Below are 26,591 nucleotides of genomic sequence, written 5' to 3'. Positions count from 1 at the left end.
CCCCGTGGGCCGTCAGGAGCGGGGCGGGTCGTGCCGGCCCCGGAACCTACGGCGCTCGCCCGCAGGAGGTGCGGGGGTGTCCGCGAGACGGACGACCGGATCGTCGGGACCCTCACGCCCGGCGACCACCGGCTTCGCCGCCCGGACGGCCTTCGCCCGGTACTGGGCCGCGTCCGCCAGCCGGAACAGCCGGCGCGCCGACCGTACGGGCCCGATCGGGTCCTCGGTCGAGGCGACGCCGCACGCCACCCCCTCCCCCAGCTCCAACTCGGCGGCGCGACGGCAGAGTTCGTCGGCGATCCGGACCACCTCGTCCGCGGCGGGGCCGATCGCGAGGAGGCAGAACTCGTCGCCGCCGAGCCGTGCGGCGAGGGTGCCCGGCAGCATGGCCCCGCAGAGCGAGAGCACGGACCCGAACCGTTCGAGGAGCCGGTCGCCGACGGCGTGGCCGCGGGTGTCGTTCACGCGCTTGAGCCCGTTGAGGTCGCAGACGACGAGGCTGACCACGGTTCCGTCGATCCGGTGCCGCTCGACGGCCTCGTCGAGGCGTACGTCCACGGCGCGGCGGTTGGCGAGCCCGGTCAAGGCGTCGGTGTAGGCCAGCCGCCGGGCCTCCTCCAGGCGCTCGGTCTGGGCGATCCCGGCGGCGACGACGGAGGCGAGGACGGTCGCGAAGTCGGCGTCGGAGCGGGCGAAGACGGCGGCTCCGGCCCGCCGGGCCACGTAGAGCTCGCCCCACGCCCGCCCGTGCAGCACGATCGGCGCGACGACGCAGCAGCCGCGACCGCGCCTGCGCAGTGCGGCGACCCGCTGGTGGCAGTACCCGGCGGGGCCGGCGGCCGGACCGTCGGCCGTCTCCACCCAGGCGTTGGGCTCACCCCCGCCCGCCCACCGTTCGTGCAGGAACTCGGTGATCTCGGGGAACTGGTGGACGGGATAGGCCTCGTCGTCGGGGAACTCCGCCTCGTCCGGCGCGCGGTCGCCGACGTTGACGAGGACCCGCAGCCGGCCGAGCTCGCGCTCCCAGACGGAGAGCGCGGCGAAGCTCCCGGTCAGCGCGTGACACGCGCCGAACGCCGCGGCCCGCCACGACTCACGCGGCGTGTGCGCCGCGGCCATCCCCTGCGCCAGCGTCACCACGGCCCTCAGCCGCCTGTCCTCTCCCATCACCCCAGGTTAGGGACATTTACCTATATTCGGGATATTGGTGGGGCGAACAGGGGGCCGGGCTACTCCCCGGGCCAGTCCGCTGTGCGCTTCTCGTTGAAGGCGGCGACACCCTCGGCGCGGTCGCCGGAGAAGGCGACGGAGCGCCAGGCCGCGTCCTCGACCTCCAGGCCGGCCCGCAGGTCGAGCCCGTGCCCGAGGCGCAGGGCGCGCTTGGCCGCGCGCAGCCCGACCGGCGAGTTCGCCGCGATCCGGGCGGCCAGGGCGAGCGCCTCCGTACGGTCCTGTCCCGCCTCCACCAGCTCGTCCACCAGCCCCAACTCCCGCGCCTCGGGCGCCTCCAGACGGCGGGCGGAGAAGATCAGCTCCGCGGCGCGGGCGGCACCGACCCGGCGGGGCAGCAGTTGCGTGCCGCCACCGCCGGGGATCACCCCGACGGACACCTCGGGCAGTCCCACGACCGCCGTACGGTCGGCCACGATCAGGTCGCAGGACAGCGCCAGCTCGAAACCGCCGCCCAGCGCGAACCCGTGCACGGCGGCCACGGTCGGCATCGGCAGCTCCAGGACACCGGTGTAGGCGGACCGCGCGACGGGCCGCTGCCGCACCAGCTGGGCGTCCGTGAAGGAGTTCCGCTCCTTCAGGTCGGCGCCGACACAGAAGGCGCGCTCATGGGTGGAGGTGAGCACGACCACGCGGACGTCCCGGTCGGCGGCCAGCCCGTCGCAGGCCCCCGCGATCGACCGGGCCATCTCGGTGGACACCGCGTTCATGGCCTTGGGCCGGTCGAGGACGAGCTCGGCGACGTGCCCGTGCCGCCGTACGGCGACGAACTCGCCGAACCTCCGCTCGCCCGGCTCCCCGCCCTGGTCCGCGGGTCGCTCCGCCCCTTGCTCCGCCATGACACCCTCCCGGTTAACGCGGGTTAACAATCGACGCCCCGATCTTCGCAGCCGACGCCGTCCGGCGAAACCCACCTCTTCGTCGCGCACCCCCTCGTTCGGGTGACATCGGGCCCAACTCCCGTACCCCTGAACCGGGCCGGTGCTTAACCTGCGCACCGCCACAGCGCATGCGGGGCATCGGCACACCGGGGAGGGACGGCCATGACAGACCGCGAGACGCCGCAGGCCGGCGACGCCCGCCCGGACCCGGGGGCGGTACGCAGGACACCGTCCGGAGCGAATCCGGCCGGACCGGTCCCGCCCGCGTCGAAGGCCGGCCCGACGCCCGCGCCGACGCGCGCCCGCTGGGTGCGGGCGACCTCCCTCGGGGTGGCGACGAACGCCCCGTCGTCGTTCGCCGCCGGCGCCATCGACCCCGTCGGGGCGGGCACGGTACGGGCCCCCGTGAGGACCGCCGCGGCGGCACGGCCGACGGCCGACGCCCCGGCCGTCGGGGCTGCGGACCCGGCGGACACCCGCGCCGTCCGGGACAGGCGTGCCGGGCCCGGCAGGGCGGCCAAGGTGTGGGCCACGCCGCCCCTGGCCGTGGCGCCGCGGCCCGCGCCGTCCGTTCCGGCCCGGGACGCCGGGACCGGCGGGGTTCCGGCACCGAGGGGCGCGGCGGGAGCGGCCGGGTCGACGGGCACGGCTTCCGCGACGAGGGGGGTTCCGGGCGGCGCGGCCGGTGTCCCGGCGCCTCGGTCCTCCGACGCGGGCGGGCCCGGCACCGTACGGCCGCCGAAGACCCTCGCGAAGCCCGGCGGGGCCGTCGCTCGGGACGTCGCTGCGACGACGGGAGGCCGCGCCCCGGGCGCCTCCAGGAACGTTTCCGCCGCGATGGGAGCCGCCCCGCTCGGGCGCCTCGGAGGGCGGGCCGGCGTTCCGGCGGCGGCAGGCGGACCCGCCGGGGATCAGCCCCGGGACCGGGCCGGGGCGCGGCCCGGAGCCGTACCGGCGCCGAGGACCGTACCGATGCCGGCGGGCCGGCCGGACGAGGCTCCGCGGACACCTGGCGTCGTGGCCGCGATCGGGACCGATGCCGATCTCGGTGTCGACCCGCTTCCCCCGGGTTCCGGACGGGGACGGCATCGCAGGCCCCGGCGGCGGCGGGTGCTGTTCGCCGCGGGGGGACTCGCGCTGGCGGCGGGGGTGCTGAGCCTCGCGCGGATGGCGCCGGAGTCGATGACCGGGATCGGCGGAGGCGGCGGGCCCGCGGACGCGGAGCCACGGGGCGGGACGCCCACGGCCACGGACACCGACCCGGCGGACGACGCCGTCACCACCGTGGAGGCCGTACCGCCGCCCGCGCGTCCCGGTGTCGCCACGGCGACCGCCGTGATGGGGGGCGAGAGCCCGACCCCCACCCCGGGTGCCAGCCTGATTCCCGGTCCGTCCCCGGCGGTGTCGGGCGGCGCCGCCCCGGCGGGCCACGCCGACGCCCCCGACACCGGCGGGCCGGGGGCCACCGGCATCCCCACGGACACGTCCACGACCCGGCCGCCGCAGGCGCCGGATCCCGCGCCCACCGCCACGGCCCCGCACCACACGCCGACGCAGGCCCCGACCACCCGGGCACCGGCGCCGACGCACCGGCCGGGCGTGTGCGTACCGGTCGTGGGGATCTGCGTGGACGGACTGCTGTCACCCGGGCAACGGGGGTGACCGCGCGGGCCGGCCCCGCGCGGAGCGGCGGAGGCAGAGGCGCCGGGCGAGGGCTACGCGTCGGTGTCCCGGCGGGCCAGCAGCCAGGGTTCGATGACGCCGAGGCCACGGACCGGCCGCTGCCACATGGGCTGGAGCGCGAAGCGGTACGAGGGGGGTTCCTCGCCCTCCTTCTCGGCGGCGGCCGCGGCTTCCGCGGCCTCGGCCTCGGAGGCGGGGGCGTCCCCGGTGCGGGTCAGCTCCTCCGCGAAGGCCCCGTCGACGAGGACGGCGTCGCGTGGCGCTATCGACGTGAGGCGGCTCGCCAGGTTCACGGTCGTGCCGAACACGTCGCCCATCCGGGTGGTGACCGTGCCGAAGGCGATGCCCACACGCAGCTCCGGCATCGTCTCGTCGTTCGCCATCGTCTCGATGAGCCGCAGCGCGATCTCGGCGGCCACACCGGCGTCGTCGGCGGAGTAGAGCACCTCGTCGCCGAGCGTCTTGATGAGCCGGCCGCCGTGGGCGGCGACCAGGTCCGCCGCGGTGGTCTCGAAGGCCTCGACGAGTTCGCCGAGCTCCTCCTCCTCCATGCGGCGCGTCAGCCGGGTGAACCCGACCAGGTCGGCGAAGCCGACGGCGAGACGGCGGTCGACCATCTCCTCGTCGTCGGCGGCCTGCACGACCCGGCCGGTGGCGGCGGCGAGCTGGCGGCGCCAGACGTAGACGAGGAACTCCTCCAGCTCGGGCAGCAGCAGCTCGATCAGGGGGTACGTGACCTCGGTGCGGGTCATCCCCGGTTCCGGGGGCTCGGTCAGGCCCTCCAGGAAGGAGTCGATCTGCCACTCGGCCAGACGGGCGGTGGTCTGCCCGGTGGAGCGGGCGACCTGGACGGCCATGGCCTCGCTCAGCAGGCCCGCCTCGACGAGACCGGCGAGCCGGCGCAGCGCGAGGACGTCCGCCTCGGTGAGCGCCTTGGCCTGGCCGATGTCGGCGAAGCCCATCGCCCGCCAGAAACGGGACGCCAGCTCCATGGAGACACCCGCGCTGCGGGCCGCCTGGAACGGGGTGTAGCGCCGCTCGGCGCCCAGGATGAGTCCCTCGAGGCGCAGGGCGAGGGGGTCCTCGTCGGCGTCCGGGTCGGTCGGCGCGTCCACCCGGCCGTTCGCCTCGTGCCGCGCGTCCGACCTCACCTCGGGCCGTCCGTCGGGCCTGGCCTCCGCGCGCGTGTCGGTCGGGCCGTCCTCGCGGACGCCGCTCACCTCGCCGCGGTGGCCGTCGCCACGGGGGCCGGGATCCGCGTCCGTACGGTCGTCCGGCCGGGCCTCCCGCCCGGTGCCGCCACGCGCGGCGGCCCGTGCGGAGGTCGCGTCAGTGACCGGCTCGGCGGTACGGCCCGGCTCGCCGTCCGGGGCAGGGTGAGCACCCGTGCCGGAGCCGGTGTCGTCGACGGTCACGCCTGCTGCCCTTCCGATCTGCCGAGGTCAGGTATCGACCGCGCTCAACTCTACGGCAGGTGTGCGCTGGCTCACTCCCGATGGCGCGACCCGGCCGGAGACGGTGCCCGAAGGGCCCCAACGGACCCTGTTCCGGTCCCGCCAAGCGCCCCGCACACCCTTCGTACGGCACCGGCCACCCTCGGTACCCACCTCCCCGAAGACGCGGAGAAAACGTCCACGGGACCGGAGCCCGCCGGCAGGCCCCCGTCCCGTGCCCCTCAAACGGCCCGCAGGTGGATCACGTCGCCCGCGCCGACCGGTTCCTGCACTCCGTCCTCCGTGGCGATGACGATGCGGCCGTCGCCGTCGACGGCCACCGCCTCGCCGATGATCGAGCGGCCGCCGGGCAGTTCGGCGCGGACCACGCGGCCGAGGGTGGCGCAGCCGGCCGCGTACGCCTCCTGGAGGCCGGAGGCGACGGGGTCCCCGGACGCGTCGCGCCAGCGTCCGTACCACTCCTCCAGCGAGCGCAGCACCGCTCGCAGCACGGTGTCGCGGTCGGTGGTCGTCGCGCCCGCCAGCGCGAGCGATCCGGCGCCCGGTACGGGCAACTCGTCCGCGCGGAGGGTGACGTTGATGCCGATGCCGACCACGACCGCGTCGGTTCCCGCGCGCTCGGCGAGGATGCCGCCGGCCTTGCGCTCCTCGCCGTCCACGGTGACCAGCAGGTCGTTGGGCCACTTCAGAGCGGTGTCGACGCCGGCGGTGCGGGCGAGCGCGGTGGCGACGGCGACGCCGGTGAGCAGCGGCAGCCAGCCCCAGCGCTCGACGGGGACGCCGGTGGGCTTGAGCACGACGGAGAAGAAGAGCCCGGAGCGGGCGGGCGCCGTCCAGCGGCGGTCCAGCCGGCCGCGCCCCGCGTTCTGCTCCTCGGCGACGAGGACCGCGCCCTCGTCGGCGTTCTCCTCGGTGACGAGCCCGGCCAGGTCGCTGTTGGTCGACCCGGTGCGCTGCACGACCTCCACATCGGCCCACAGGCCGTCGTCGCGGACCAGCGCCCGCCGCAGGGCTGCGCCGTTGAGCGGCGGTCGGCCCAGGTCGGACCAGCGGTTGTCGTGCGCGTCTGAAGCATCTCGCGGCGTCATGCAACCCAGCCTAGGTGTGGTAAACGCCGCACTGCCGAACGGTAGGCACAGCACTACGCTACGGATGAGTAGCAAGTCCCCCTTCTGAGCACCGCCCCTCACGTCCCCTTAGAGCAGGCAGGGAGCCGCATCCCGATGTCCGAGCCGGAAGAGCTGCACCACCCCGACATCCACACCACCGCGGGCAAACTCGCGGACCTGCAGCGCCGCATTCAGGAGGCGACGCACGCCGGCTCGGAGCGCGCCGTCGAAAAGCAGCACGCCAAGGGCAAACTGACGGCCCGTGAGCGCATCGACCTGCTGATGGACGAAGACTCCTTCGTCGAGTTCGACGAGTTCGCCCGGCACCGCTCCACCGACTTCGGCCTGGACCAGAACCGTCCCTACGGCGACGGCGTCGTCACGGGCTACGGCACGGTCGACGGCCGCCCGGTCGCCGTGTTCTCGCAGGACTTCACCGTCTTCGGCGGCGCCCTCGGCGAGGTCTACGGGCAGAAGATCATGAAGGTGATGGACTTCGCCCTGAAGACAGGCTGTCCGGTCGTCGGCATCAACGACTCGGGCGGCGCGCGGATCCAGGAAGGCGTCAGCGCGCTGGGCATGTACGGCGAGATCTTCCGCCGGAACACCCACGCGTCGGGCGTCATCCCGCAGATCAGCCTGGTCGTCGGCCCGTGCGCGGGCGGCGCGGTGTACTCCCCCGCCATCACCGACTTCACGGTCATGGTCGACCAGACCTCGCACATGTTCATCACGGGTCCCGACGTCATCAAGACGGTGACGGGCGAGGACGTCGGCTTCGAGGAACTGGGCGGCGCCCGCACCCACAACGCCGTGTCGGGCGTGGCCCATCACATGGCGGGTGACGAGAAGGACGCCGTCGAGTACGTCAAGCAGCTGCTGTCGTACCTGCCGTCCAACAACCTCAGCGAGGCGCCGGCGTTCCCGGAGGAGGCGGACCTCACGCTCACGGACGAGGACCGTGAGCTGGACACGATCGTGCCGGACAGCGCGAACCAGCCGTACGACATGCACACGGTGATCGAACACGTTCTGGACGACGCCGAGTTCTTCGAGACGCAGCCGCTGTTCGCCCCGAACATCCTGACCGGCTTCGGCCGGGTCGAGGGACGTCCCGTGGGCATCGTCGCGAACCAGCCGATGCAGTTCGCGGGCTGCCTGGACATCGACGCGAGCGAGAAGGCGGCGCGGTTCGTCCGCACCTGCGACGCGTTCAACGTGCCCGTCCTGACGTTCGTGGACGTGCCCGGCTTCCTCCCGGGTGTCGACCAGGAACACACGGGCATCATCCGGCGCGGCGCCAAGCTGATCTACGCCTACGCGGAGGCGACCGTCCCGCTGATCACGGTCATCACCCGCAAGGCCTTCGGCGGCGCGTACGACGTCATGGGCTCCAAGCACCTGGGCGCCGACCTCAACCTGGCCTGGCCGACCGCGCAGATCGCCGTGATGGGCGCGCAGGGCGCGGTGAACATCCTGCACCGCCGCACGATCGCCGCCGCCGAGGATCAGGAGGGCACCCGTGCCCGGCTGATCCAGGAGTACGAGGACGCGCTGCTGAACCCGTACACGGCGGCAGAGCGCGGTTACATCGACGGCGTGATCATGCCGTCGCAGACCCGTGCGCACGTCGTCCGCGGTCTGCGTCAGCTGCGGACCAAGCGGGCATCCCTTCCCCCGAAGAAGCACGGCAACATCCCGCTCTAGACCGCCGCAGGCCCCGACCCCTGGGAGCAGACATGACGATCAAGGTCGTACGGGGCAATCCGACCCCGGAGGAGCTGGCCGCCGCTCTGGCGGTGGTCCGCGTGCGCGCCGCGGCGGCGGCCGCCGAGCCGTCGGGCGCGCCCCGGCCGCGGGACTCCTGGTCCGACCCGGCCCGGGTCGCCGCGCACCGGCTCCCGCAGCCGGGCGTGACGGCCTGGGGGCGTACGTACTGGCCCGGCTAGGACAGGACCGCCGCGGACCCGCCCTGGAGGACCTTCGCGACGGCCTCGGCCATCACCGCGTATCCGGCGTCGCCCGGGTGCAGGTGGTCGCCGATGTCGTACGCGGGGTGCAGCCGGTCCGGGTCCGCCGGATCGGCCAGCGCGCGGTTCAGGTCGACGATCGCGTCCCATTCCGCGTGCGCCGGGTCGCGCATCCACGCGTTCACCTCGTGGGCGACCTTCGCCGCGTGCTCGCCCCAGTGGTCTGAGCCGCCGAAGGGCAGCAGGGTCGCGCCGATCACCCGGAGTCCGCGGGCGCGGGCCCGGTGGATCAACCTGCGGTGTCCCGCGATGAGTTCGTCGGTCTCGACGACCGGGGCGGGCCGATAGGTCGGCTGGTCGTCCGTCTCGCTGAAACCGATGTCGTTGACGCCCTGGAGGACGACGAGGGTGTCCACGCCCGGGTGTTCGAGGACGTCCCGGTCGAGCCGGTGGACGCCCTTCTCGCCGTACCAGGACGAGTCGTTGAGCAGCAGGTTGCCGCCGATACCGGCGTTGAGGACGGGCCGGCCGGTGCGTTCGGCGAGTTGGTCGGACCAGCGCCGGTTCGCGCCCGGCGTGGAGCCGAAGCCGTCCACGATGGAGTCCCCGAAGAGCGCGACCCCGTCCCCGCGTCCGCCCGTGTCGACCTCGACGGCGGACAGGAAGTACCAGGACTCGGTGGCCTCCGTGAAGCCGTGTCCTTCGACGTCGTACAGACGGTCCCCGGCGCCCCGGTGACTGGCCGCGAAGGCCTGTGCGTGGAAGGTGGCAGGCCCGGTCACGGCGTCGAGGTGCAGGGTGACGGTCACCGACTCCAGCCGTTCCAGGGGCAGTTCGACGGGATCGCTGACGAGGTCGGCGCGCGCCGGGACCTCGGCGTGGGCGGTCCCCGCGAAGGTGAGCCGGCGTACCGAGCCCGGCTCGACGGCGGCACCGCGGGCGGTACGTGCGACGGTGGCACCCGCTATGCGCAGGGCCGAGGCGCCGTACGCGTTGGAGAGCCGGACGCGCAGCCGGTCGCCGCCCGCGGTCAGCCGGACGGACTGGCGCAGCGACTGGCGCCAGAAGCCCTCGCGCGACCAGTTCGGGGTGAAGCCCTCCGCGGGGAGCTGGGGTGGTGCGGTCCAAGCGGTGGTGAACATGACGGTTCCCTCTCCCGAGACACCCAAAGGGGACTGGAGTTCCTTTAGCAACACCCCAGACGGTAGCAGCATCGGGACCACTAAAGGGACTCAAGACCCGTTTATGTGAGGCGTGCGCAAGTTGAGTACGCGTACTCAGGCGCCCGGCGGCGCGGTCGTCGCACGATCGAGGACATGCTGTGGTCCGACCCGGAGAACGAGCCCCCCAAGGAGCTCCGCGACATGCAGACCATGTTGCGGCGCCTGGGGGTTCTCATGGCGCTGGCCATGGTGGTCGCGATGATCGTGCTGGGGGTGCGCTGAACGCTCCGGAGCGGATGAACGACGGCCGGCGCGCGGGCCGATCGGCGCCGATACCCTGAACGGCATGACCGATCAGCCGCGCCGCCGTCTCGTGCTCGCTTCGCAGTCCCCCGCCCGGCTCAACCTGCTGCGGCAGGCCGGACTCGCCCCCGAGGTGATCGTGAGCGGGGTCGACGAGGACGCCGTCACCGCGCCCACCCCCGCCGAACTAGCCCGCGCGCTGGCCGAGGCGAAGGCATCCGTCGTGGCGGCTCACCCGGAGGTCCAGGGCGCGCTGGTGATCGGCTGCGACTCAGTGCTGGACCTGGACGGCGAGGCGCTCGGCAAGCCCGCCGACGCCGAGGAGGCGACGGCCCGCTGGAAGGCGATGCGCGGCCGGGCGGGCACCCTCCAGACGGGGCACTGCGTCTGGGACACCGCGAGCAAGCGCTGGGTGTCGGCCACGGCGTCCACCGTCGTCCGCTTCGGTGAGCCGACGGACGAGGAGATCGCCGCGTACGTCGCCTCGGGCGAACCCCTGTACGTGGCAGGCGCGTTCACGCTCGACGGGCGGTCGGCCCCGTTCATCGAGGGCATCGACGGCGACCACGGCAACGTGATCGGCATCTCGCTGCCGCTGGTGCGCAAGCTGCTCGCCGAACTGGGCGTGGGCATCACGGAGTTGTGGGCGCCGCAGGACAAGTAGGGCTCCCCGGCGGGCGGGGAGCCCCCGCTCAGGAGGCCGAGGGAGCGGGCGGCGGGACGACCGCGGGTGCCCCGTCGCCGTGCCTGCCCTCGTCGGCGCCCTTCCCCAGGTCGACGGTGCCTCCCTGGTCGGCGCCCTGCCCGGCACCGTTCTCGTGCTGGAGGCCCTCGCCACCCCCTCCGCCGCCCGGCGGTACGGCGTCGACCGGACCGGCCTCCCGGCGGTCGTACGCCAGGAGGGTGAACACGATCAGCCCGAGCACGACCATCATGAAGACGAAGGCGCCCCAGCCGACCAGACCCACCGTGAAGGCGCCCAGCAGGGCGTGCACCACCGCGGCGCTGATCAGCAGGACACGCCCGACGAGACCGGGCGCGCGGTCACGCACGCCGACCAGCAGCGCGGACACGGCGCAGGCGACGAAGTACAGGCCGAAGACCAGACCGCCGATCTTCGACGAGACCGCCATCGTGTCGGAGTCGAGCCCCGCCAAGGACATGTCCTGACGGTCCACGACCACGCCGAGGAACCAGTTGAGGAGCGCGACGCCGATCGCCTCCGCGAAGAGCACGAGCGCCGTCACCCATGCCACCGGTCTGCGCACCACCGGTCCCACCCACTTCCGCGTGCTGTTACCCCAAGTACGTTCGAGACATCCCGAACGCTACTAACGGGTAAACCCCGGGACAAGGGTTCTGCCGAGGGCAAAGAATCGTTGGGCCATTCGTAGGGACTCCACAAAGAATCGCTGTGGGCCGCAGCACGGAGCCACAGAGACCTTGGCCACATCGGAGGGCTAGGGTTCAGCCAAGGACTCCCGCGTGCTGCGGTGCGACAAGGGATTTCGCGGGTAGGGCGAGCCTCGTATCACGCTCCGTGTGGGCAAGCTCACCACAGGGGACGGGTCGAAACGTCGTGTTGGCTGTCCCTAAACTCGGCTTGTTTCAAGGAGGGAGCCATCGTGCGCAAGGTGCTCATCGCCAACCGTGGCGAAATCGCTGTCCGCGTGGCCCGGGCGTGCCGGGATGCCGGGATCGCGAGCGTTGCCGTGTATGCGGAACCGGACCGGGACGCTCTGCATGTCCGTGCGGCGGACGAGGCGTTCGCGTTGGGCGGTGACACCCCGGCCACCAGTTACCTGGACATCGCCAAGGTGCTGCAGGCCGCCAAGGACTCGGGTGCGGACGCCATCCACCCCGGATACGGATTTCTCTCCGAGAACGCCGAGTTCGCACAGGCCGTTCTCGACGCGGGCCTGATCTGGATCGGCCCGCCGCCGCAGGCCATCCGCGACCTCGGTGACAAGGTCGCCGCCCGGCACATCGCGCAGCGCGCCGGCGCCCCGTTGGTGGCCGGCACCCCGGACCCGGTGTCGGGTGCCGAGGAGGTCGTCGCGTTCGCCGAGCAGCACGGTCTGCCGATCGCCATCAAGGCCGCCTTCGGTGGTGGCGGGCGCGGCCTGAAGGTCGCCCGCACCCTCGAAGAGGTCCCCGAGCTCTACGAGTCGGCCGTCCGCGAGGCCGTCGCGGCGTTCGGCCGGGGCGAGTGCTTCGTCGAGCGCTACCTCGACAAGCCGCGGCACGTGGAGACGCAGTGCCTGGCCGACACCCACGGCAACGTGGTCGTCGTGTCGACGCGTGACTGCTCCCTCCAGCGCCGCCACCAGAAGCTGGTGGAGGAGGCCCCGGCCCCCTTCCTCTCGGACGCCCAGGTGCAGGAGCTGTACGACTCCTCGAAGGCGATCCTGAAGGAGGCCGGCTACGTCGGCGCCGGCACCGTCGAGTTCCTCGTCGGCACGGACGGCACGATCTCCTTCCTGGAGGTCAACACCCGTCTCCAGGTGGAACACCCGGTCACCGAGGAGGTCGCCGGCATCGACCTCGTCCGCGAGATGTTCCGTATCGCCGACGGCGAGGCGCTCGGTTACGGCGACCCCGAACTGCGGGGTCACTCTTTCGAGTTCCGTATCAACGGCGAGGACCCGGGCCGCAACTTCCTGCCGGCCCCCGGCACCGTCACGACCTTCGCGCCGCCGTCGGGCCCCGGTGTCCGGCTGGACGCGGGCGTCGAGTCCGGCTCGGTCATCGGCCCGGCCTGGGACTCCCTGCTCGCCAAGCTGATCGTCACCGGCGCCACGCGTGAGCAGGCGCTCCAGCGGGCCTCGCGTGCGCTCGCCGAGTTCGACGTCGAGGGCATGGCGACGGCGATCCCGTTCCACCGCGCGGTCGTCACGGACCCGGCGTTCGCTCCCGAACTCACCGGCTCCAGCGACCCGTTCACGATCCACACCCGCTGGATCGAGACCGAGTTCGTCAACGAGATCAAGCCGTTCAGCGCTCCGGCCGACGGCGAGACCGACGACGAGCCGGGCCGCGAGACGGTCGTCGTCGAGGTCGGCGGCAAGCGCCTCGAGGTCTCGCTGCCCGTCTCGCTCGGCATGTCCCTGGCCCGTACGGGTCTCGCCGCGGGCGCCAAGCCCAAGCGCCGGGCCGCGAAGAAGTCCGGCCCGGCCGCCTCGGGCGACACGCTCGCCTCTCCGATGCAGGGCACCATCGTCAAGGTGGCCGTCGAGGAGGGCCAGGAGGTCAAGGAGGGCGACCTCGTCGTCGTCCTGGAGGCCATGAAGATGGAGCAGCCGCTGAACGCGCACCGCTCCGGCACCATCAAGGGCCTGCTGGCGGAGGTCGGCTCGTCCATCACCTCGGGTGCCGCGATCTGCGAGATCAAGGACTGACCAACGCGGCTCGGGCCCCTGCCCGACCCGCCCCCACTGTGCCCGGCACCCGCTCCTGCGGCCCGCCGGGCGCAGTGCGTCGTGGGGCAAAGCCCCGAGAACGCCGGGGACCGCCCAGAGTCACGAGGAACCGCTCGACAAACCCCCACCGGCGGCCGGCGAAACCCACCACCGGGCGCAGGCCCGTGGGGCAAGGCCCCGACAACGCCGGGGACCGTCCAGGGGCGCGGGGAACCGCGCGACAAACCCCCACCGGCGGACGGCGGACCAACAACCGAGAGCAGGCCCGGGGGCGAAGCCCAGAAGACACCGGGTACCGCCCGAGCCCACCCGGTGGACAACCGGTGGCATCCTGGGGACCGGCCGGGCGAGGGAGTCGGCCCCGGCGAAAGAGGCAAGATGGCAGCGACGGTGAGTGCGACCGCACAGGAGCGAGCCAACACGTCCGACCCCGCCCGGGACGCGAACCCGGGGCCGCGACACCCCGACTCGGAACCGCCGCGCGCCATGCGCGCGGACGCCCGCCGCAACTACGAACGCCTGGTGACAGAGGCCCGGTCCACGTTCGCCGAACACGGCACGGACGCGTCCCTGGAGGACGTGGCCCGACGAGCGGGCGTCGGCATCGGCACGCTCTACCGCCACTTCCCGAACCGGCACGCACTGCTGAGCGCGGTCTTCGAGGAGGCCGTGAGCGACCTGCTGAGCCGCTCACGCGAACTGCTGGAGGCCCCGCAGCCGTGCACCGCCCTGGTGGACTGGCTGCGCGCGATCGTCACGCACGCGAGTGAGTACCGCGGGCTCGCGCGCGCCCTCATGACGGCGGCGCGGGACGACGGTTCACATCTGGCCCGGTGCAGCGGCCCGATGCGGGAGGCGGGCAGCGCCCTGCTGCTCCGCGCCCAGGAGTCGGGCGCCGTACGCGCCGATGTGTCGATCGGTGACCTCCTCCAGCTGACCAACGCGATCGCGCTGGCGGCGGAGGAAACCCCGGACGACGCCGGACTGGCCGACCGTCTGCTGAACCTGACACTGCGTGGTCTGAAGCCATGAGCCGGACGGGGCGCGACAGCTGCCCCGCTGTCCGTTCCACGGACCGCCGACACCGCTCAGCGGCGTCGAAGGTCGGCCACCCGTGCCCTTTCGGCCGGGGGCTGGTCCCCCATCACCGTCGCGCTGCGTAGTTGTGGTCCCGAGCCCGGTACGACCTGGCCTCGGCGCGGACCCGGGAGGGGGACGTCCCGGCGTTGCTGGCGCCCCGCCGGGAGGGGGTCCCCTCCCGCTCCGCCCGATGCCGATGACCCGGCCACCGCGATCTGTACGCCCTGATCGGCCAGGGCCTGCAGTTCGGTGGCCGCGCGGTCGTCATGCGCGGGCGGCTCGTCCGTGACCAGACGGGTGATCAGGTCGGTCGGCACGGTCTGGAACATGGTGTCCGCGCCGAGCTTCGTGTGGTCGGCGAGGACCACCACCTCCGCGGCCGCCTGGACCAGAGCACGGTCCACGGACGCCGAGAGCATGTTGGACGTGGAGAGCCCGCGCTCGGCGGTCAGACCGCTCCCGGAGAGGAACGCCCGGGAGACGCGCAGCCCTTGGAGGGACTGCTCGGCACCCGATCCGACCAGGGCGTAGTTGGAACCGCGCAGCGTGCCGCCGGTCATGACGACCTCGACACGGTTGGCATGGGCCAACGCCTGGGCCACCAGCAGGGAGTTGGTGACGACGGTCAGGCCGGGGATGCGCGCGAGCCGGCGGGCCAGCTCCTGGGTGGTGGTGCCCGCCCCCACCACGATGGCCTCGCCCTCTTCGACGAGACCCGCGGCAAGATCGGCGATGGCCGTCTTCTCGGCGGTCGCGAGATGTGATTTCTGCGGAAAGCCGGACTCTCGCGTGAACCCGCCCGGCAATACCGCACCGCCGTGCCGGCGGTCGAGGAGTCCTTCTGCCTCCAGTGCGCGCACGTCCCGCCGTACGGTCACTTCGGAGGTCTGGACGACGCGGGCGAGCTCACGGAGCGACACGGCCCCATTCGCTCGCACCATTTCGAGGATCAATTGGCGACGTTCTGCAGCGAACACGAAACTGACAGTAACCCCAACGACCGTCTGCTTTCAGCAGTTTGCGCCGAATAACAGAAGTTGTTCGCATGGCAGGACACGAAGTGGTATACGCGCCTAATCGGTCCGCCTATGCCGCGGGAATGGGCCCCGACTCCCTGTGACCAGCGAAGAGTCGCCCGGCGGGGTCAGCCCTCGCCCGCCGTCTTCCGGGTGTGCAACTGCCGGGCGACCTCGGCGATCGAGCCCGACAGGGACGGATACACGGTGAAGGCGTTCGCGATCTGTTCGACCGTCAGATTGTTGTCGACCGCGATCGAGATGGGGTGGATCAGTTCCGAGGCCCGCGGGGCGACGACCACACCGCCGACCACGATGCCCGTGCCGGGGCGGCAGAAGATCTTGACGAAGCCGTCACGGATGCCCTGCATCTTGGCGCGCGGGTTGCGCAGCAGCGGCAGCTTGACGCCCCGGGCGTCGATCTTGCCCGCGTCGACGTCCGCCTGCGAGTAGCCGACCGTGGCGATCTCGGGGTCGGTGAAGACGTTCGACGACACCGTCTTCAGGTTCAGCGGGGCCACCGCGTCGCCGAGGAAGTGGTACATCGCGATCCGGCCCTGCATGGCGGCGACGGACGCGAGGGCGAAGACGCCGGTCACGTCGCCGGCCGCGTACACGCCGGGGGCGGTGGTGCGGGAGACCTTGTCGGTCCAGATGTGCCCGGAGTCGCGGACCTTGACGCCGGCCTCCTCCAGGCCCATCCCGCTGCTGTTCGGGATGGCGCCGACCGCCATCAGGCAGTGCGTGCCGCTGATCACGCGGCCGTCGGAGAGGGTGACCTCGACGCGGTCGCCGACCCGCTTGGCGGACTCGGCGCGGGAGCGGGCCATCACGTTCATGCCGCGGCGGCGGAAGACGTCCTCCAGGACGGCGGCGGCGTCGGGGTCCTCGCCGGGCAGCACGCGGTCGCGGCTGGAGACGAGGGTGACGCGGGAGCCGAGCGCCTGGTAGGCGCCGGCGAACTCGGCGCCGGTGACACCGGAGCCGACCACGATGAGCTCCTCGGGCAGCTCGTCGAGGTCGTAGACCTGCGTCCAGTTCAGGATGCGCTCGCCGTCGGGCTGCGCGTCGGGCAGTTCGCGGGGGTGACCGCCGGTGGCGATGAGGACGGCGTCGGCGGTGAGGGTCTCCTCGTTGCCGTCGGCGGCGCGCACGACGACCTTGCGGGAGCCGTCCAGGGCCTGCATGCCCTCCAGCCGGCCGCGGCCGCGCAGCACGCGGGCGCCGGCCCGGGTCACCGAGGCCGTGATGTCGTGCGACTGGGCGAGCGCGAGGCGCTTCACGCGGCGGTTGACCTTGCCGAGGTCCACGCCGACCACCCGGGCCGCCTGCTCCTCGGGCGGGGTGTCGTCGGCGACGATGATGCCCAGCTCCTCGTACGAGGAGTCGAAGGTCGTCATCACCTCGGCCGTGGCGATCAGAGTCTTCGACGGCACGCAGTCGGTGAGCACCGACGCCCCGCCCAGACCGTCGCAGTCGACGACGGTCACCTCCGCGCCGAGTTGCGCTGCCACCAGCGCAGCTTCATATCCGCCGGGTCCGCCACCGATGATCACGATCCGAGTCACGTACTCCATTGTCCCGCACGCTTCAAGGTGCTTCCGCCCAGGGGGTCCCGGTGCGGGCATCCGGGCCACTTTGTTACGCGAGAGACGTACGTTTCGCTGCCGTACCCTCGACCCCATGTCGCTCTACGCCGCGTACGCCGGCAATCTCGACCCGCGGCTCATGACGCGCCGCGCCCCGCATTCGCCGCTGCGCGCCACGGGCTGGCTGAACGGCTGGCGGCTGACGTTCGGCGGCGAGCACATGGGCTGGGAGGGCGCGCTGGCGACGATCGTCGAGGCTCCGCGGTCCCAGGTCTTCGTGGCGCTGTACGACATCGCGCCGCTCGACGAGGACTCCATGGACCGCTGGGAGGGCGTCGGCCTCGACGTCTACCGGCGGATGCGCGTACGGGTGCACACGCTGGAGGGCGAGGAGCCCGCCTGGGTGTACGTACTGAACGGATACGAGGGCGGACTCCCCTCGGCGCGCTACCTGGGGGAGCTCGCGGACGCCGCGGAGTCCGCGGGAGCGCCGCACGACTACGTCATGGAGATCCGCAAGCGCCCCTGCTGAGCGCGCCGCTGTCCCCGACGTCTCTCCGAACACCGGGCACTCCTGCTGGAGCCTCCCTCCCCTGTTTTCGTCGGAAACGACAAGACAACGATCGCAAGACCGTGAGCTCTGTCATCTACGCGCGTAGGCCCAGACCGGCTACCCTCATGCGCGTGAACGCATCTCTTCTTCCGGACGACATCCAGGGCGACCCTCATGCCGCCGCTGACGCCGCCGCCACGCGCCTGCGCGAGCTGACCGGCGCCGACACCCATGACGTCGCCCTCGTGATGGGCTCCGGCTGGGCTCCGGCCTCGGACGCCCTCGGCACCCCCGAGGCCGAGTTCCAGGTCACCGAGCTGCCCGGCTTCCCGGCCCCGGCCGTCGAGGGTCACGGCGGCAAGGTCCGCTCGTACGTGATCGGTGACAAGCGCGCCCTGGTCTTCCTCGGCCGCACCCACTTCTACGAGGGCCGCGGGGTCGCCGCCGTCGCGCACGGCGTCCGTACCGCCGTCGCCGCCGGCTGCAAGACCATCGTGCTGACCAACGGCTGCGGCGGCCTGCGCGAGGGCATGCGCCCCGGCCAGCCGGTGCTCATCAGCGACCACATCAACCTGACGGCCACCTCGCCGATCATCGGCGCGAACTTCGTCGACCTCACCGACCTGTACTCGCCGCGGCTGCGCGCGCTGTGCAAGGAGGTCGACTCCTCGCTCGAAGAGGGCGTCTACGCCCAGTTCCCCGGCCCGCACTACGAGACGCCGGCCGAGATCCGGATGGCCCGGGTCATCGGCGCGGACCTGGTGGGCATGTCGACCACCCTCGAAGCCATCGCCGCGCGCGAGGCGGGCGCCGAGGTCCTCGGCATCTCGCTCGTCACCAACCTCGCCGCCGGTATGACGGGCGAGCCCCTCAACCACGAGGAAGTCCTCCAGGCGGGCCGCGACTCGGCCGTGCGCATGGGGGAACTCCTGACCCAGGTGCTGGACCGCCTCTAGGCGGCGGGAGGTCCGTCCCCGGCCCCGGGGGCGGAACGACCGGGCAGACGGAACCGTACGACCGAAGAGAGGTGCACCCGAGGTGCAGGACGAACTCATCGCGCGGGCCAAGGCGTGGCTGGCCGAGGACCCCGACGCGGAGACCCGTGAGGAACTCGCCAAGCTCGTCGACGCCGAGGACGTCACCGAGCTCGCCGCCCGCTTCGCCGGGACCCTGCAGTTCGGCACCGCGGGCCTGCGCGGTGAACTCGGCGCCGGGCCGATGCGGATGAACCGCTCCGTGGTCATCAGGGCGGCGGCGGGACTCGCCGCGTACCTGAAGGCCAGGGGCGAGACCGGCGGGCTCGTCGTGATCGGCTACGACGCCCGTCACAAGTCCGCCGACTTCGCCCGGGACACCGCGGCCGTGATGACCGGCGCCGGGCTGCGCGCCGCCGTCCTGCCCCGGCCGCTGCCCACCCCCGTCCTCGCCTACGCCATACGCCACCTCGGCGCGGTCGCGGGCGTGGAGGTCACCGCCAGCCACAACCCGCCCCGCGACAACGGCTACAAGGTGTACCTGGGCGACGGCTCGCAGATCGTGCCGCCGGCCGACGCGGAGATCGCCGCCGAGATCGACGCGGTGCGGGCGCTCGCCGACGTGCCGCGCCCCGAGTCCGGCTGGGAGATCCTCGACGAGGGCGTCCTGGACGCCTATCTGGCCCGTACGGACGCCGTCCTGGCCGCGGGGTCGCCGCGCACCGCGCGCACCGTCTACACGCCGATGCACGGCGTCGGCAAGGATGTGCTCCTCGCGGCGTTCGCGCGGGCCGGCTTCCCGGAGCCGGTGCTCGTGGCGGAACAGGCCGAGCCCGACCCGGACTTCCCGACGGTCGCCTTCCCCAACCCGGAGGAGCCGGGCGCGATGGACCTGGCCTTCGCGCAGGCCCGCGCGAGCGGCCCGGACATCATCGTCGCCAACGACCCCGACGCCGACCGCTGCGCCGTGGCCGTCCCCGCCGGCGGGGACTGGCGGATGCTGCGCGGTGACGAGGTCGGCGCGCTGCTCGCCGAGCACCTGGTCCGGCGCGGCGCGCGCGGCACGTTCGCCGAGTCGATCGTCTCCTCCTCGCTGCTGGGCCGGATCGCCGAGGGCGCGGGCCTGCCGTACGAGGAGACCCTCACCGGCTTCAAGTGGATCGCCCGCGTCGACGGTCTGCGCTACGGCTACGAGGAGGCGCTCGGTTACTGCGTCGACCCCGAGGGCGTGCGCGACAAGGACGGCATCACCGCCGCCCTGCTCATCACCGAGCTGGCCTCCGAGCTGAAGGAACAGGGCAGGACCCTGCTCGATCTGCTCGACGACCTCGCCGTCGCCCACGGACTGCACGCCACCGACCAGCTCTCGGTGCGCGTGGAGGACCTGGCGGTCATCGCGGACGCCATGCGCCGCCTGCGCGAGCAGCCGCCCACCGAGCTGGCGGGCCTCGCGATCACGAAGGCCGAGGACCTGTCCGAGGGCACGGAGCTGCTGCCGCCCACCGACGGACTGCGCTACACGCTGGACGGCGCCCGGGTCATCGTCCGCCCGAGCGGCACGGAGCCCAAGCTGAAGTGCTACCTGGAGGTCGTGGTGCCCGTCGGCACCCACGCCGACCTCCCGACGGGCCACGCGAAGGCCGCCGAGCTGCTCGCCACGATCAAGCGGGACCTGTCGACGGCGGCCGGCATCTGACAGCGGGGCACCGGCCCGGTTCCGGGTATCCGTACGCCGAAGGGGGCGCCGCGTTCCAGGACGCGGCGCCCCCTTCGTGCTGCCCGGAGAGACGGGACGCTGGACGGACGCCTGCCGGGGGACGGACGAGAGCGGCCCGGCGCCAGGTGGGCTCAGCCCGTGGCGATCAGGATGGCCAGGACGACCGCGCCCGCGATCGCGGGGCCGATCACCTCGTACGCCCAGCGCACCGTGACCTCGCCCTGCGCCTCGGGCTCGTGCGCCCGCGCCTCGGCCAGCCCGCGCAGGTCGTCCATGACCTGGTCGGTCTGCGACCGGGTCGGCGCGTCGGCGACGGCACCGCGGCCGAACGGCGACGGACGGCCCATCGCGGCCATGCGCCCCTCGACGCCACGGCTCCCGGTGGCGGCCTGCCCCTGGTGCTTGGCGACCTTCTTGCGGGCGCGCAGCGACACCGGCACGGCCCAGAGCTGGAACTTGGCGCCGTCGGTGTCGACGACCTCGTTCGAGTAGGAGGAGCGCAGCGAGGCGACCTTGCTCCACGGGAGCACGATCACGCGGAGCGGGTTGCGGATGCGCAGCCGGTCCTCGTTCGCGTAGACCGCGGGGCGCAGCGTGAAGGCGGCCACCAGCGGGACGACCAGGATCAGCGCGGCGAGAGCCAGCCAGGGGGTGCGGCCGGTTCCGGAGACCAGGGCGTCGACGCCGAGCCAGCCGGCGATGAACAGCAGCAGGGCGCCGCCCGTGATCCCGGCGGGCGACCGGTAGATCCGGTCCTTGGCCTCGGGTCGCGAGGCGTCCGGGAGAGGTGACTGGTGGTCCGGGGTGCTCATGGCCCCGATTGTGCCCGACGAGCGCCGCGCGCTTGAGCTCGGTGGGGTCTCACTATGGTCGCGAACTCTTCTCTCCCGCTTGCCGTGCCGGACGGGTCCACCGCCCGCCCCACCTCGGCCCGGAGCCGTCTCGGCCGTGACCGGAAGGCCGGACTCGTCTGGGTTCGGAGCCGGTCCCGGGGTGTCCGACGTCACGCGACGAGGTGCTCGTGACGTCCCGAGACGGCGGCGGCGAGGCGGTGCGTCCGTCAGGGCCGCGGCGTCCTCCTCCGGGGCACCGCCGGCGCGGGGGCGGTGCCGGTGGCGGCGCTGCGCAGGATGCGCCGGAACGTGGGGCACTCCAGATGGCTCGGGGCCGGGCAGACGGCGGCGTGTCGCAGGGAGTCGCTGAGGACGCGGAGTTCACGGATCGTCCGGTCCAGTTCGTCGGCCTTGTCGGCGAGCATCCCGCGGTCGATGCGCGGCCGCCCGTCGGGGGCGAACATCCGGGCGATCTCGTCGAGCGAGAAGCCGGCGGAGCGCCCGAGCGCGATCAGTGCCAGCCGCTCCAGCACGCCGGGGTCGAACTGCCGGCGCAGGCCACGCCGGCCCGTGGAGGCGATCAGCCCCTTCTCCTCGTAGTAGCGCAGGGTGGAGGCGGGCACGGCGGCGCGGCGCGCCACTTCGGCGATGTCCAGGTCCGGCATCCTCTTGACCTCAAGTCGACTTGAAGTAGGACGGTGTCATCTCCCTGCCCGTGAGGGCAAACACAGGAGGCGGTCATGGAAGCCAAGGGCAAGCCGGACGACGAGCAGGCGGCGCGCTGGAACGGTCCTTCGGGCAACGCCTGGGCCGAGGCCCAGGACGTGGTGGACGCGTTGTACCGGCCGTTGCAGGACCTGCTCGTCGAGGCGGTCCCGGAGGGGCGCGGGGGCAGGGTGCTCGACGTCGGCTGCGGCACGGGCGGCACGACGGTGGCCGTCGCGCGGCGGCTGGGGCCCGAGGGGCACTGTGTGGGCGTGGACATCTCCGGGCCGATGCTGGACGCGGCCCGGGCACGCGCCGAGCGGGAGGGCGTACCGGTCTCGTTCGTCCGCGCCGACGCGCAGGACCACGCCTTCGAGGCCGGGGACTTCGACACGGTCGTCTCCCGCTTCGGGGTGATGTTCTTCGAGGACTCGGTACGGGCCTTCGCGAACCTGCGCCGGGCCGCGCGGGCCGGGGCGGGACTGCGGTTCATCGCCTGGCGCGACATGGAGGAGAACCCGTTCATGACGACGGCCGAACGGGCCGCGGCGCCGCTCCTGCCCGACCTTCCGGAGCGGCAGCCCGACGCGCCGGGCCAGTTCGCCTTCGCGGACGCGGACCGGGTCCGCCGCCTGCTGGAGGAGGGCGGCTGGGAGGACATCGACATCCGGCCCGTCGACGCGACCTGCGTGCTCCCCGCCGAGAAGCTGGTGTGGTGGTTCACCCGTTTCGGTCCGGTCGGCACTGCCCTGCGCGCGGCGGACGAGCCGACCCGCGAGCGGGTCGTCGAGACGGTCCGCCCGGCCTTCGCCCCGTTCGTCCACGCCGACGAGATCCGCTTCACGGCCGCCTGCTGGCAGATCGACGCGCGGGCCCCGGGTGGAACGCCCGCGATCTGACCCACCGGTGCGGGGACCGGGCTGACCCCACTTCCCGGGGCCTGCCTTGTCCGGGACGTCCGGGGCCTGCCGCGTCCGGGCGCCGCCCACGGAACGGGGAACCCCGAGCCCCCGAGGTGGGGGGACGGCACGGGCCTGCCCCGGGACAGGGCCCGGCAGCAGGCCCTGGGAGCGGACGCCCCGCGTCGCCCGCCCCGCGTCGCCCGCCCGCCCGTCCACAGGCGCGCCCTCGGATCCGCCGCCGCGCCAGGTCCCCACGCCTCCGCTCCGACTCCGAACCCGGCTCCGGCTCCGGGGGGGCGGTTCCCCTTCGCCCGGCAGGCACGCCCTCGCACCGCCCGCGGAACGGGGCGCCCCGGTGGACGGCACGGACCCGCCCCACGGGCGGGCCCAGCAGCCGGCCCCGGAGGAACAGCGCCCCGCGCTGCCCCGGAGCAACAGCGCCCCGCGCCACCCCACCCCTTCGGGGTGCCCTCGGAGCCGCCTCCCCGCCAGGCCCCCCGACTCCTGCCGGGCGGGCCCCGCTCGTCCGGCAGGCACGCCCGCCGGACGGCCCAGGAGAAGCACCCGCCCCGAAGGGGCGCCCTCGGCCGACCCGTAGGGGTCCACCGGCGCCCGGGTGACCGCCCGCCCCGATCCCGTCCCCGGGGCTGTACAGCCGCTACGCGCGTAGATATGCTCGTCTGGTGACCATGCCCACCTCTGCACCCGCTGCCCTCGCCGACGTGACCGCGTCCGACAGCACTCTGCGCCGCTTCCTCCACGGGCTGCCCGGCGTGGACGCGGTCGGCCTGGAGGCGCGCGCCGCCTCGCTCGGCACCCGTTCCATCAAGACCACCGCGAAGGCGTACGCGATCGACCTCGCCATCTCGATGGTCGACCTGACGACGCTGGAAGGCGCGGACACCCCGGGCAAGGTCCGGGCGCTCGGCGCCAAGGCGGTGCTCCCGGACCCGACGGACCGCACCGCGCCCAGCACCGCCGCGGTCTGTGTCTACCCCGACATGGTGGCCGTCGCGAAGGAGGCCGTCGCCGGTTCCGGCGTACTGGTCGCCTCCGTCGCCACCGCGTTCCCGGCCGGCCGTGCCGCGCTCGACGTGAAGCTGGCCGACGTGCGGGACGCGGTCGCCGCGGGCGCCGACGAGATCGACATGGTCATCGACCGCGGGGCGTTCCTCGCGGGCCACTACCTGAAGGTGTACGACGAGATCGTCGCCGTGAAGGAGGCCTCCGGCGCCGCCCGCCTGAAGGTCATCTTCGAGACCGGCGAGCTGTCGACGTACGACAACATCCGCCGTGCGAGCTGGCTCGGCATGCTGGCCGGGGCCGACTTCATCAAGACGTCCACCGGCAAGGTCGCGGTGAACGCGACGCCCGCGAACACGCTGCTCATGCTGGAGGCCGTCCGCGACTTCCGCGCCCAGACCGGGGTGCAGGTCGGCGTGAAGCCGGCCGGCGGCATCCGCACCACCAAGGACGCGATCAAGTTCCTCGTGCTGGTGAACGAGACGGCGGGCGAGGACTGGCTGGACAACCACTGGTTCCGCTTCGGCGCGTCCTCCCTCCTGAACGACCTGCTGATGCAGCGTCAGAAGCTGGCCACCGGCCGCTACTCCGGCCCCGACTACGTGACGGTGGACTGATCCATCATGGCTTCCGCATTCGAATACGCCCCGGCGCCCGAGTCCCGCTCCGTCGTCGACATCGCCCCGTCCTACGGCCTGTTCATCGACGGTGAGTTCACCGAGGCCGCCGACGGCAAGGTCTTCAAGACCGTCTCCCCCGCCTCCGAGGAGGTGCTCTCCGAGATCGCCCAGGCGGGCGAGGCGGACGTGGACCGCGCGGTGAAGGCGGCCCGCAAGGCGTTCGTGAAGTGGTCGGCGCTGCCGGGCTCCGAGCGCGCCAAGTACCTGTTCCGCATCGCCCGGATCATCCAGGAGCGCAGCCGCGAGCTGGCCGTCCTGGAGACGCTGGACAACGGCAAGCCGATCAAGGAGACCCGCGACGCGGACCTCCCCCTGGTCGCCGCGCACTTCTTCTACTACGCGGGCTGGGCGGACAAGCTCGACCACGCCGGTCTCGGCGCGAACCCGCGCCCGCTGGGCGTGGCCGGCCAGGTCATCCCGTGGAACTTCCCGCTGCTGATGCTGGCGTGGAAGATCGCCCCGGCGCTGGCCGCCGGCAACACGGTGGTGCTGAAGCCCGCCGAGACCACGCCGCTCTCGGCGCTGTTCTTCGCGGACATCTGCCGCCAGGCGGGCCTGCCCAGGGGCGTCGTCAACATCCTTCCCGGGTACGGCGACGCGGGCGCGGCCCTCGTCGCGCACCCGGACGTGGACAAGGTGGCGTTCACCGGTTCCACCGCCGTCGGCAAGGCGATCGCCCGGCAGGTCGCGGGCTCGCACAAGAAGGTCACGCTCGAACTGGGCGGCAAGGGCGCGAACATCGTCTTCGACGACGCCCCGATCGACCAGGCCGTCGAGGGCATCGTCACCGGCATCTTCTTCAACCAGGGCCAGGTCTGCTGCGCGGGCTCGCGGCTGCTGGTCCAGGAGTCGATCCACGACGAGCTGCTCGACTCGCTCAAGCGCCGGCTGTCGACGCTGCGCCTCGGCGACCCGCTGGACAAGAACACCGACATCGGCGCGATCAACTCCGCCGAACAGCTCGCCCGGATCACCTCGCTCGTCGAGCAGGGCGAGGCCGAGGGCGCCGAGCGCTGGTCCCCGGCCTGCGAACTCCCCTCGTCCGGCTACTGGTTCGCCCCGACGCTCTTCACGAACGTCACGCAGGCGCACACCGTCGCCCGCGACGAGATCTTCGGCCCGGTGCTGTCCGTCCTCACGTTCCGCACCCCGGACGAGGCGGTCACCAAGGCCAACAACACGCAGTACGGCCTGTCGGCGGGCATCTGGACCGAGAAGGGCTCCCGCATCCTCGCCGTCGCGAGCAAGCTGCGCGCGGGCGTGATCTGGTCCAACACGTTCAACAAGTTCGACCCCACCTCGCCGTTCGGCGGATACAAGGAGTCGGGCTACGGCCGCGAGGGCGGCCGGCACGGCCTGGAGGCGTACCTCGCCCCGTCGAGCCAGGAGGGCGAGCGATAAATGAGCGCAGTCGAGAAGTCCGAGCAGCAGCGTCTGAGCGTGTTCAAGACCTACAAGCTGTACGTGGGCGGCAAGTTCCCGCGTTCCGAGAGCGGCCGGGTGTACGAGGTGACCGACGCGAAGAGCAAGTGGCTGGCCAACGCCCCGCAGTCCTCGCGCAAGGACGCCCGGGACGCGGTCGTCGCCGCGCGCAAGGCGTTCGGCGGCTGGTCCGGCGCCACGGCGTACAACCGCGGCCAGGTCCTCTACCGCGTCGCGGAGATGCTGGAGGGCCGCCGAGAGCAGTTCGCCCGCGAGGTGGCGGAGGCCGAGGGCCTGTCGAAGTCGAAGGCGGCGGCGGTCGTCGACGCGGCGATCGACCGGTGGGTCTGGTACGCGGGCTGGACGGACAAGATCGCCCAGGTCGTGGGCGGCGGGAACCCGGTGGCGGGACCGTTCTTCAACGTGTCGTCCCCGGAGCCGACAGGCGTCGTCACCGTCCTCGCGCCCCAGGACTCCTCGTTCCTCGGTCTGGTCTCGGTGATCGCCCCGGTGATCGCCACCGGCAACACGGTGATCGTGATCGCGAGCGAGAAGTCCCCGCTCCCGGCGCTGTCGCTGGGTGAGGTGCTGGCCACCTCGGACGTGCCCGGCGGTGTCGTGAACATCCTGTCCGGCAGGACCGCGGAGATCGCGGCCCCGCTGGCCGCGCACCAGGACGTGAACGCGATCGACCTGGCCGGAGCGGACGAGGAACTGGCCAAGGAGCTGGAGATCGCCGCCGCGGACAACCTGAAGCGCGTCGTCCGTCCACAGGCTGTGGATTACGCGCGCACTCCCGGAACCGAGCGTCTGACCGCCTTCCTGGAGACGAAGACGGTCTGGCACCCGACGGGCGCGCTGGGCGTCTCGGGTTCCTCGTACTGA

At 72.9% G+C, this 26,591-nt stretch carries 24 protein-coding genes; 14 read left to right on the top strand and 10 right to left on the bottom strand.

Annotation, left to right across the window (positions count from 1 at the left end; genetic code table 11):
• Nucleotides 1–12 precede the first annotated feature (12 nt).
• Together AB0C62_RS26250 and AB0C62_RS26245 are read right to left on the bottom strand one after the other, a co-directional pair.
• On the bottom strand, nt 13–1,167 hold the full coding sequence (locus AB0C62_RS26250) for a sensor domain-containing diguanylate cyclase (RefSeq protein ID WP_362977056.1): 1,155 nt from the start codon (nt 1,165–1,167) through the stop codon (nt 13–15).
• A 62-nt stretch (nt 1,168–1,229) separates the two neighbouring features.
• Nucleotides 1,230–2,069, bottom strand: a complete 840-nt coding sequence (locus tag AB0C62_RS26245; RefSeq protein ID WP_362977054.1) for an enoyl-CoA hydratase-related protein — start codon at nt 2,067–2,069, stop codon at nt 1,230–1,232.
• A 204-nt stretch (nt 2,070–2,273) separates the two neighbouring features.
• On the opposite strand from AB0C62_RS26245, the gene AB0C62_RS26240 reads away from it, so the two are divergent.
• On the top strand, nt 2,274–3,773 hold the full coding sequence (locus tag AB0C62_RS26240) for a hypothetical protein (protein WP_362977052.1): 1,500 nt from the start codon (nt 2,274–2,276) through the stop codon (nt 3,771–3,773).
• Nucleotides 3,774–3,826: 53 nt separating this feature from the next.
• On the opposite strand, the gene AB0C62_RS26235 is transcribed toward AB0C62_RS26240, so the two are convergent.
• Both AB0C62_RS26235 and AB0C62_RS26230 read right to left on the bottom strand, forming a co-directional pair.
• Complete coding sequence (locus AB0C62_RS26235) at nt 3,827–5,209, bottom strand: adenylate/guanylate cyclase domain-containing protein (protein WP_362977050.1); 1,383 nt, start codon at nt 5,207–5,209, stop codon at nt 3,827–3,829.
• Between the two features lie 260 nt (nt 5,210–5,469).
• Complete coding sequence (locus AB0C62_RS26230; protein WP_362977048.1) at nt 5,470–6,336, bottom strand: biotin--[acetyl-CoA-carboxylase] ligase; 867 nt, start codon at nt 6,334–6,336, stop codon at nt 5,470–5,472.
• 135 nt (nt 6,337–6,471) lie between these two features.
• On the opposite strand from AB0C62_RS26230, the gene AB0C62_RS26225 reads away from it, so the two are divergent.
• Together AB0C62_RS26225 and AB0C62_RS26220 are read left to right on the top strand one after the other, a co-directional pair.
• Nucleotides 6,472–8,064, top strand: a complete 1,593-nt coding sequence (locus AB0C62_RS26225; RefSeq protein WP_362977046.1) for an acyl-CoA carboxylase subunit beta — start codon at nt 6,472–6,474, stop codon at nt 8,062–8,064.
• 32 nt (nt 8,065–8,096) lie between these two features.
• A complete protein-coding gene (locus AB0C62_RS26220; protein ID WP_362977043.1) occupies nt 8,097–8,306 on the top strand; it encodes an acyl-CoA carboxylase epsilon subunit in 210 nt (69 codons plus the stop codon).
• On the opposite strand, the gene AB0C62_RS26215 is transcribed toward AB0C62_RS26220, so the two are convergent.
• The gene (locus AB0C62_RS26215; RefSeq protein WP_362977041.1) at nt 8,303–9,469 is read right to left on the bottom strand and encodes an SGNH/GDSL hydrolase family protein; all 1,167 of its coding nucleotides are present in this window, start codon (nt 9,467–9,469) and stop codon (nt 8,303–8,305) included. The genes AB0C62_RS26220 and AB0C62_RS26215 overlap by 4 nt on opposite strands.
• 174 nt (nt 9,470–9,643) lie before the next feature.
• Between AB0C62_RS26215 and AB0C62_RS26210 the strand changes: the two genes are divergently transcribed.
• Together AB0C62_RS26210 and AB0C62_RS26205 are read left to right on the top strand one after the other, a co-directional pair.
• Entirely contained in the window at nt 9,644–9,772 is a 129-nt protein-coding gene (locus AB0C62_RS26210) for a hypothetical protein (RefSeq protein WP_266616068.1), read from the top strand.
• A 64-nt stretch (nt 9,773–9,836) separates the two neighbouring features.
• Nucleotides 9,837–10,457 (top strand): nucleoside triphosphate pyrophosphatase, encoded by a 621-nt coding sequence (locus AB0C62_RS26205; RefSeq protein ID WP_362977039.1) that lies wholly within the window; start codon nt 9,837–9,839, stop codon nt 10,455–10,457.
• A 28-nt stretch (nt 10,458–10,485) separates the two neighbouring features.
• On the opposite strand, the gene AB0C62_RS26200 is transcribed toward AB0C62_RS26205, so the two are convergent.
• Complete coding sequence (locus tag AB0C62_RS26200) at nt 10,486–11,064, bottom strand: hypothetical protein (RefSeq protein ID WP_362977037.1); 579 nt, start codon at nt 11,062–11,064, stop codon at nt 10,486–10,488.
• A gap of 354 nt (nt 11,065–11,418) precedes the next feature.
• Here AB0C62_RS26200 and AB0C62_RS26195 point away from each other — a divergent pair, with 354 nt between their 5' ends.
• Nucleotides 11,419–13,191: a biotin carboxylase N-terminal domain-containing protein gene (locus AB0C62_RS26195; protein WP_362977035.1), complete on the top strand. Its 1,773-nt coding sequence runs from the start codon at nt 11,419–11,421 to the stop codon at nt 13,189–13,191.
• A 507-nt stretch (nt 13,192–13,698) separates the two neighbouring features.
• The gene (locus tag AB0C62_RS26190; RefSeq protein ID WP_362977094.1) at nt 13,699–14,244 is read left to right on the top strand and encodes a helix-turn-helix domain-containing protein; all 546 of its coding nucleotides are present in this window, start codon (nt 13,699–13,701) and stop codon (nt 14,242–14,244) included.
• Nucleotides 14,245–14,300: 56 nt separating this feature from the next.
• Here the strand turns inward: AB0C62_RS26190 and AB0C62_RS26185 are convergent, their stop codons facing one another.
• Nucleotides 14,301–15,269: a DeoR/GlpR family DNA-binding transcription regulator gene (locus AB0C62_RS26185; protein WP_362977033.1), complete on the bottom strand. Its 969-nt coding sequence runs from the start codon at nt 15,267–15,269 to the stop codon at nt 14,301–14,303.
• Between the two features lie 167 nt (nt 15,270–15,436).
• Entirely contained in the window at nt 15,437–16,885 is a 1,449-nt protein-coding gene (locus tag AB0C62_RS26180; RefSeq protein ID WP_362977031.1) for an NAD(P)H-quinone dehydrogenase, read from the bottom strand.
• Between the two features lie 106 nt (nt 16,886–16,991).
• Here AB0C62_RS26180 and AB0C62_RS26175 point away from each other — a divergent pair, with 106 nt between their 5' ends.
• The 3 genes from AB0C62_RS26175 (at nt 16,992) to AB0C62_RS26165 (ending at nt 20,120) form a co-directional block, all read left to right on the top strand.
• Entirely contained in the window at nt 16,992–17,429 is a 438-nt protein-coding gene (locus AB0C62_RS26175; RefSeq protein ID WP_164369425.1) for a gamma-glutamylcyclotransferase, read from the top strand.
• A gap of 152 nt (nt 17,430–17,581) precedes the next feature.
• A complete protein-coding gene (locus AB0C62_RS26170; protein WP_362977029.1) occupies nt 17,582–18,406 on the top strand; it encodes a purine-nucleoside phosphorylase in 825 nt (274 codons plus the stop codon).
• An 82-nt stretch (nt 18,407–18,488) separates the two neighbouring features.
• Entirely contained in the window at nt 18,489–20,120 is a 1,632-nt protein-coding gene (locus AB0C62_RS26165; RefSeq protein ID WP_362977027.1) for a phospho-sugar mutase, read from the top strand.
• Between the two features lie 152 nt (nt 20,121–20,272).
• Here the strand turns inward: AB0C62_RS26165 and AB0C62_RS26160 are convergent, their stop codons facing one another.
• Nucleotides 20,273–20,953, bottom strand: coding sequence for a PH domain-containing protein (locus tag AB0C62_RS26160; RefSeq protein ID WP_362977025.1), 681 nt, complete (start codon nt 20,951–20,953; stop codon nt 20,273–20,275).
• Between the two features lie 248 nt (nt 20,954–21,201).
• On the bottom strand, nt 21,202–21,639 hold the full coding sequence (locus AB0C62_RS26155) for a helix-turn-helix domain-containing protein (protein ID WP_362977023.1): 438 nt from the start codon (nt 21,637–21,639) through the stop codon (nt 21,202–21,204).
• Between the two features lie 75 nt (nt 21,640–21,714).
• Here AB0C62_RS26155 and AB0C62_RS26150 point away from each other — a divergent pair, with 75 nt between their 5' ends.
• The 4 genes from AB0C62_RS26150 (at nt 21,715) to AB0C62_RS26135 (ending at nt 26,591) form a co-directional block, all read left to right on the top strand.
• Complete coding sequence (locus AB0C62_RS26150) at nt 21,715–22,578, top strand: methyltransferase domain-containing protein (protein WP_362977021.1); 864 nt, start codon at nt 21,715–21,717, stop codon at nt 22,576–22,578.
• Nucleotides 22,579–23,270: 692 nt separating this feature from the next.
• Nucleotides 23,271–24,221: a deoxyribose-phosphate aldolase gene (gene deoC, locus AB0C62_RS26145; RefSeq protein WP_362977092.1), complete on the top strand. Its 951-nt coding sequence runs from the start codon at nt 23,271–23,273 to the stop codon at nt 24,219–24,221.
• 6 nt (nt 24,222–24,227) lie between these two features.
• Nucleotides 24,228–25,685 carry an aldehyde dehydrogenase family protein gene (locus AB0C62_RS26140; RefSeq protein WP_362977019.1) on the top strand — a complete coding sequence of 486 codons (1,458 nt, stop codon included), beginning with the start codon at nt 24,228–24,230 and terminating at the stop codon, nt 25,683–25,685.
• The gene (locus tag AB0C62_RS26135) at nt 25,686–26,591 is read left to right on the top strand and encodes an aldehyde dehydrogenase family protein (RefSeq protein WP_362977017.1); all 906 of its coding nucleotides are present in this window, start codon (nt 25,686–25,688) and stop codon (nt 26,589–26,591) included.

This window comes from Streptomyces sp. NPDC048643 (assembly GCF_040650615.1).
Taxonomy (GTDB): Bacteria; Actinomycetota; Actinomycetes; order Streptomycetales; family Streptomycetaceae; genus Streptomyces.
Note: the sequence above shows the minus strand (reverse complement) of the source record. Positions and strands in the feature narration are given on the sequence as shown.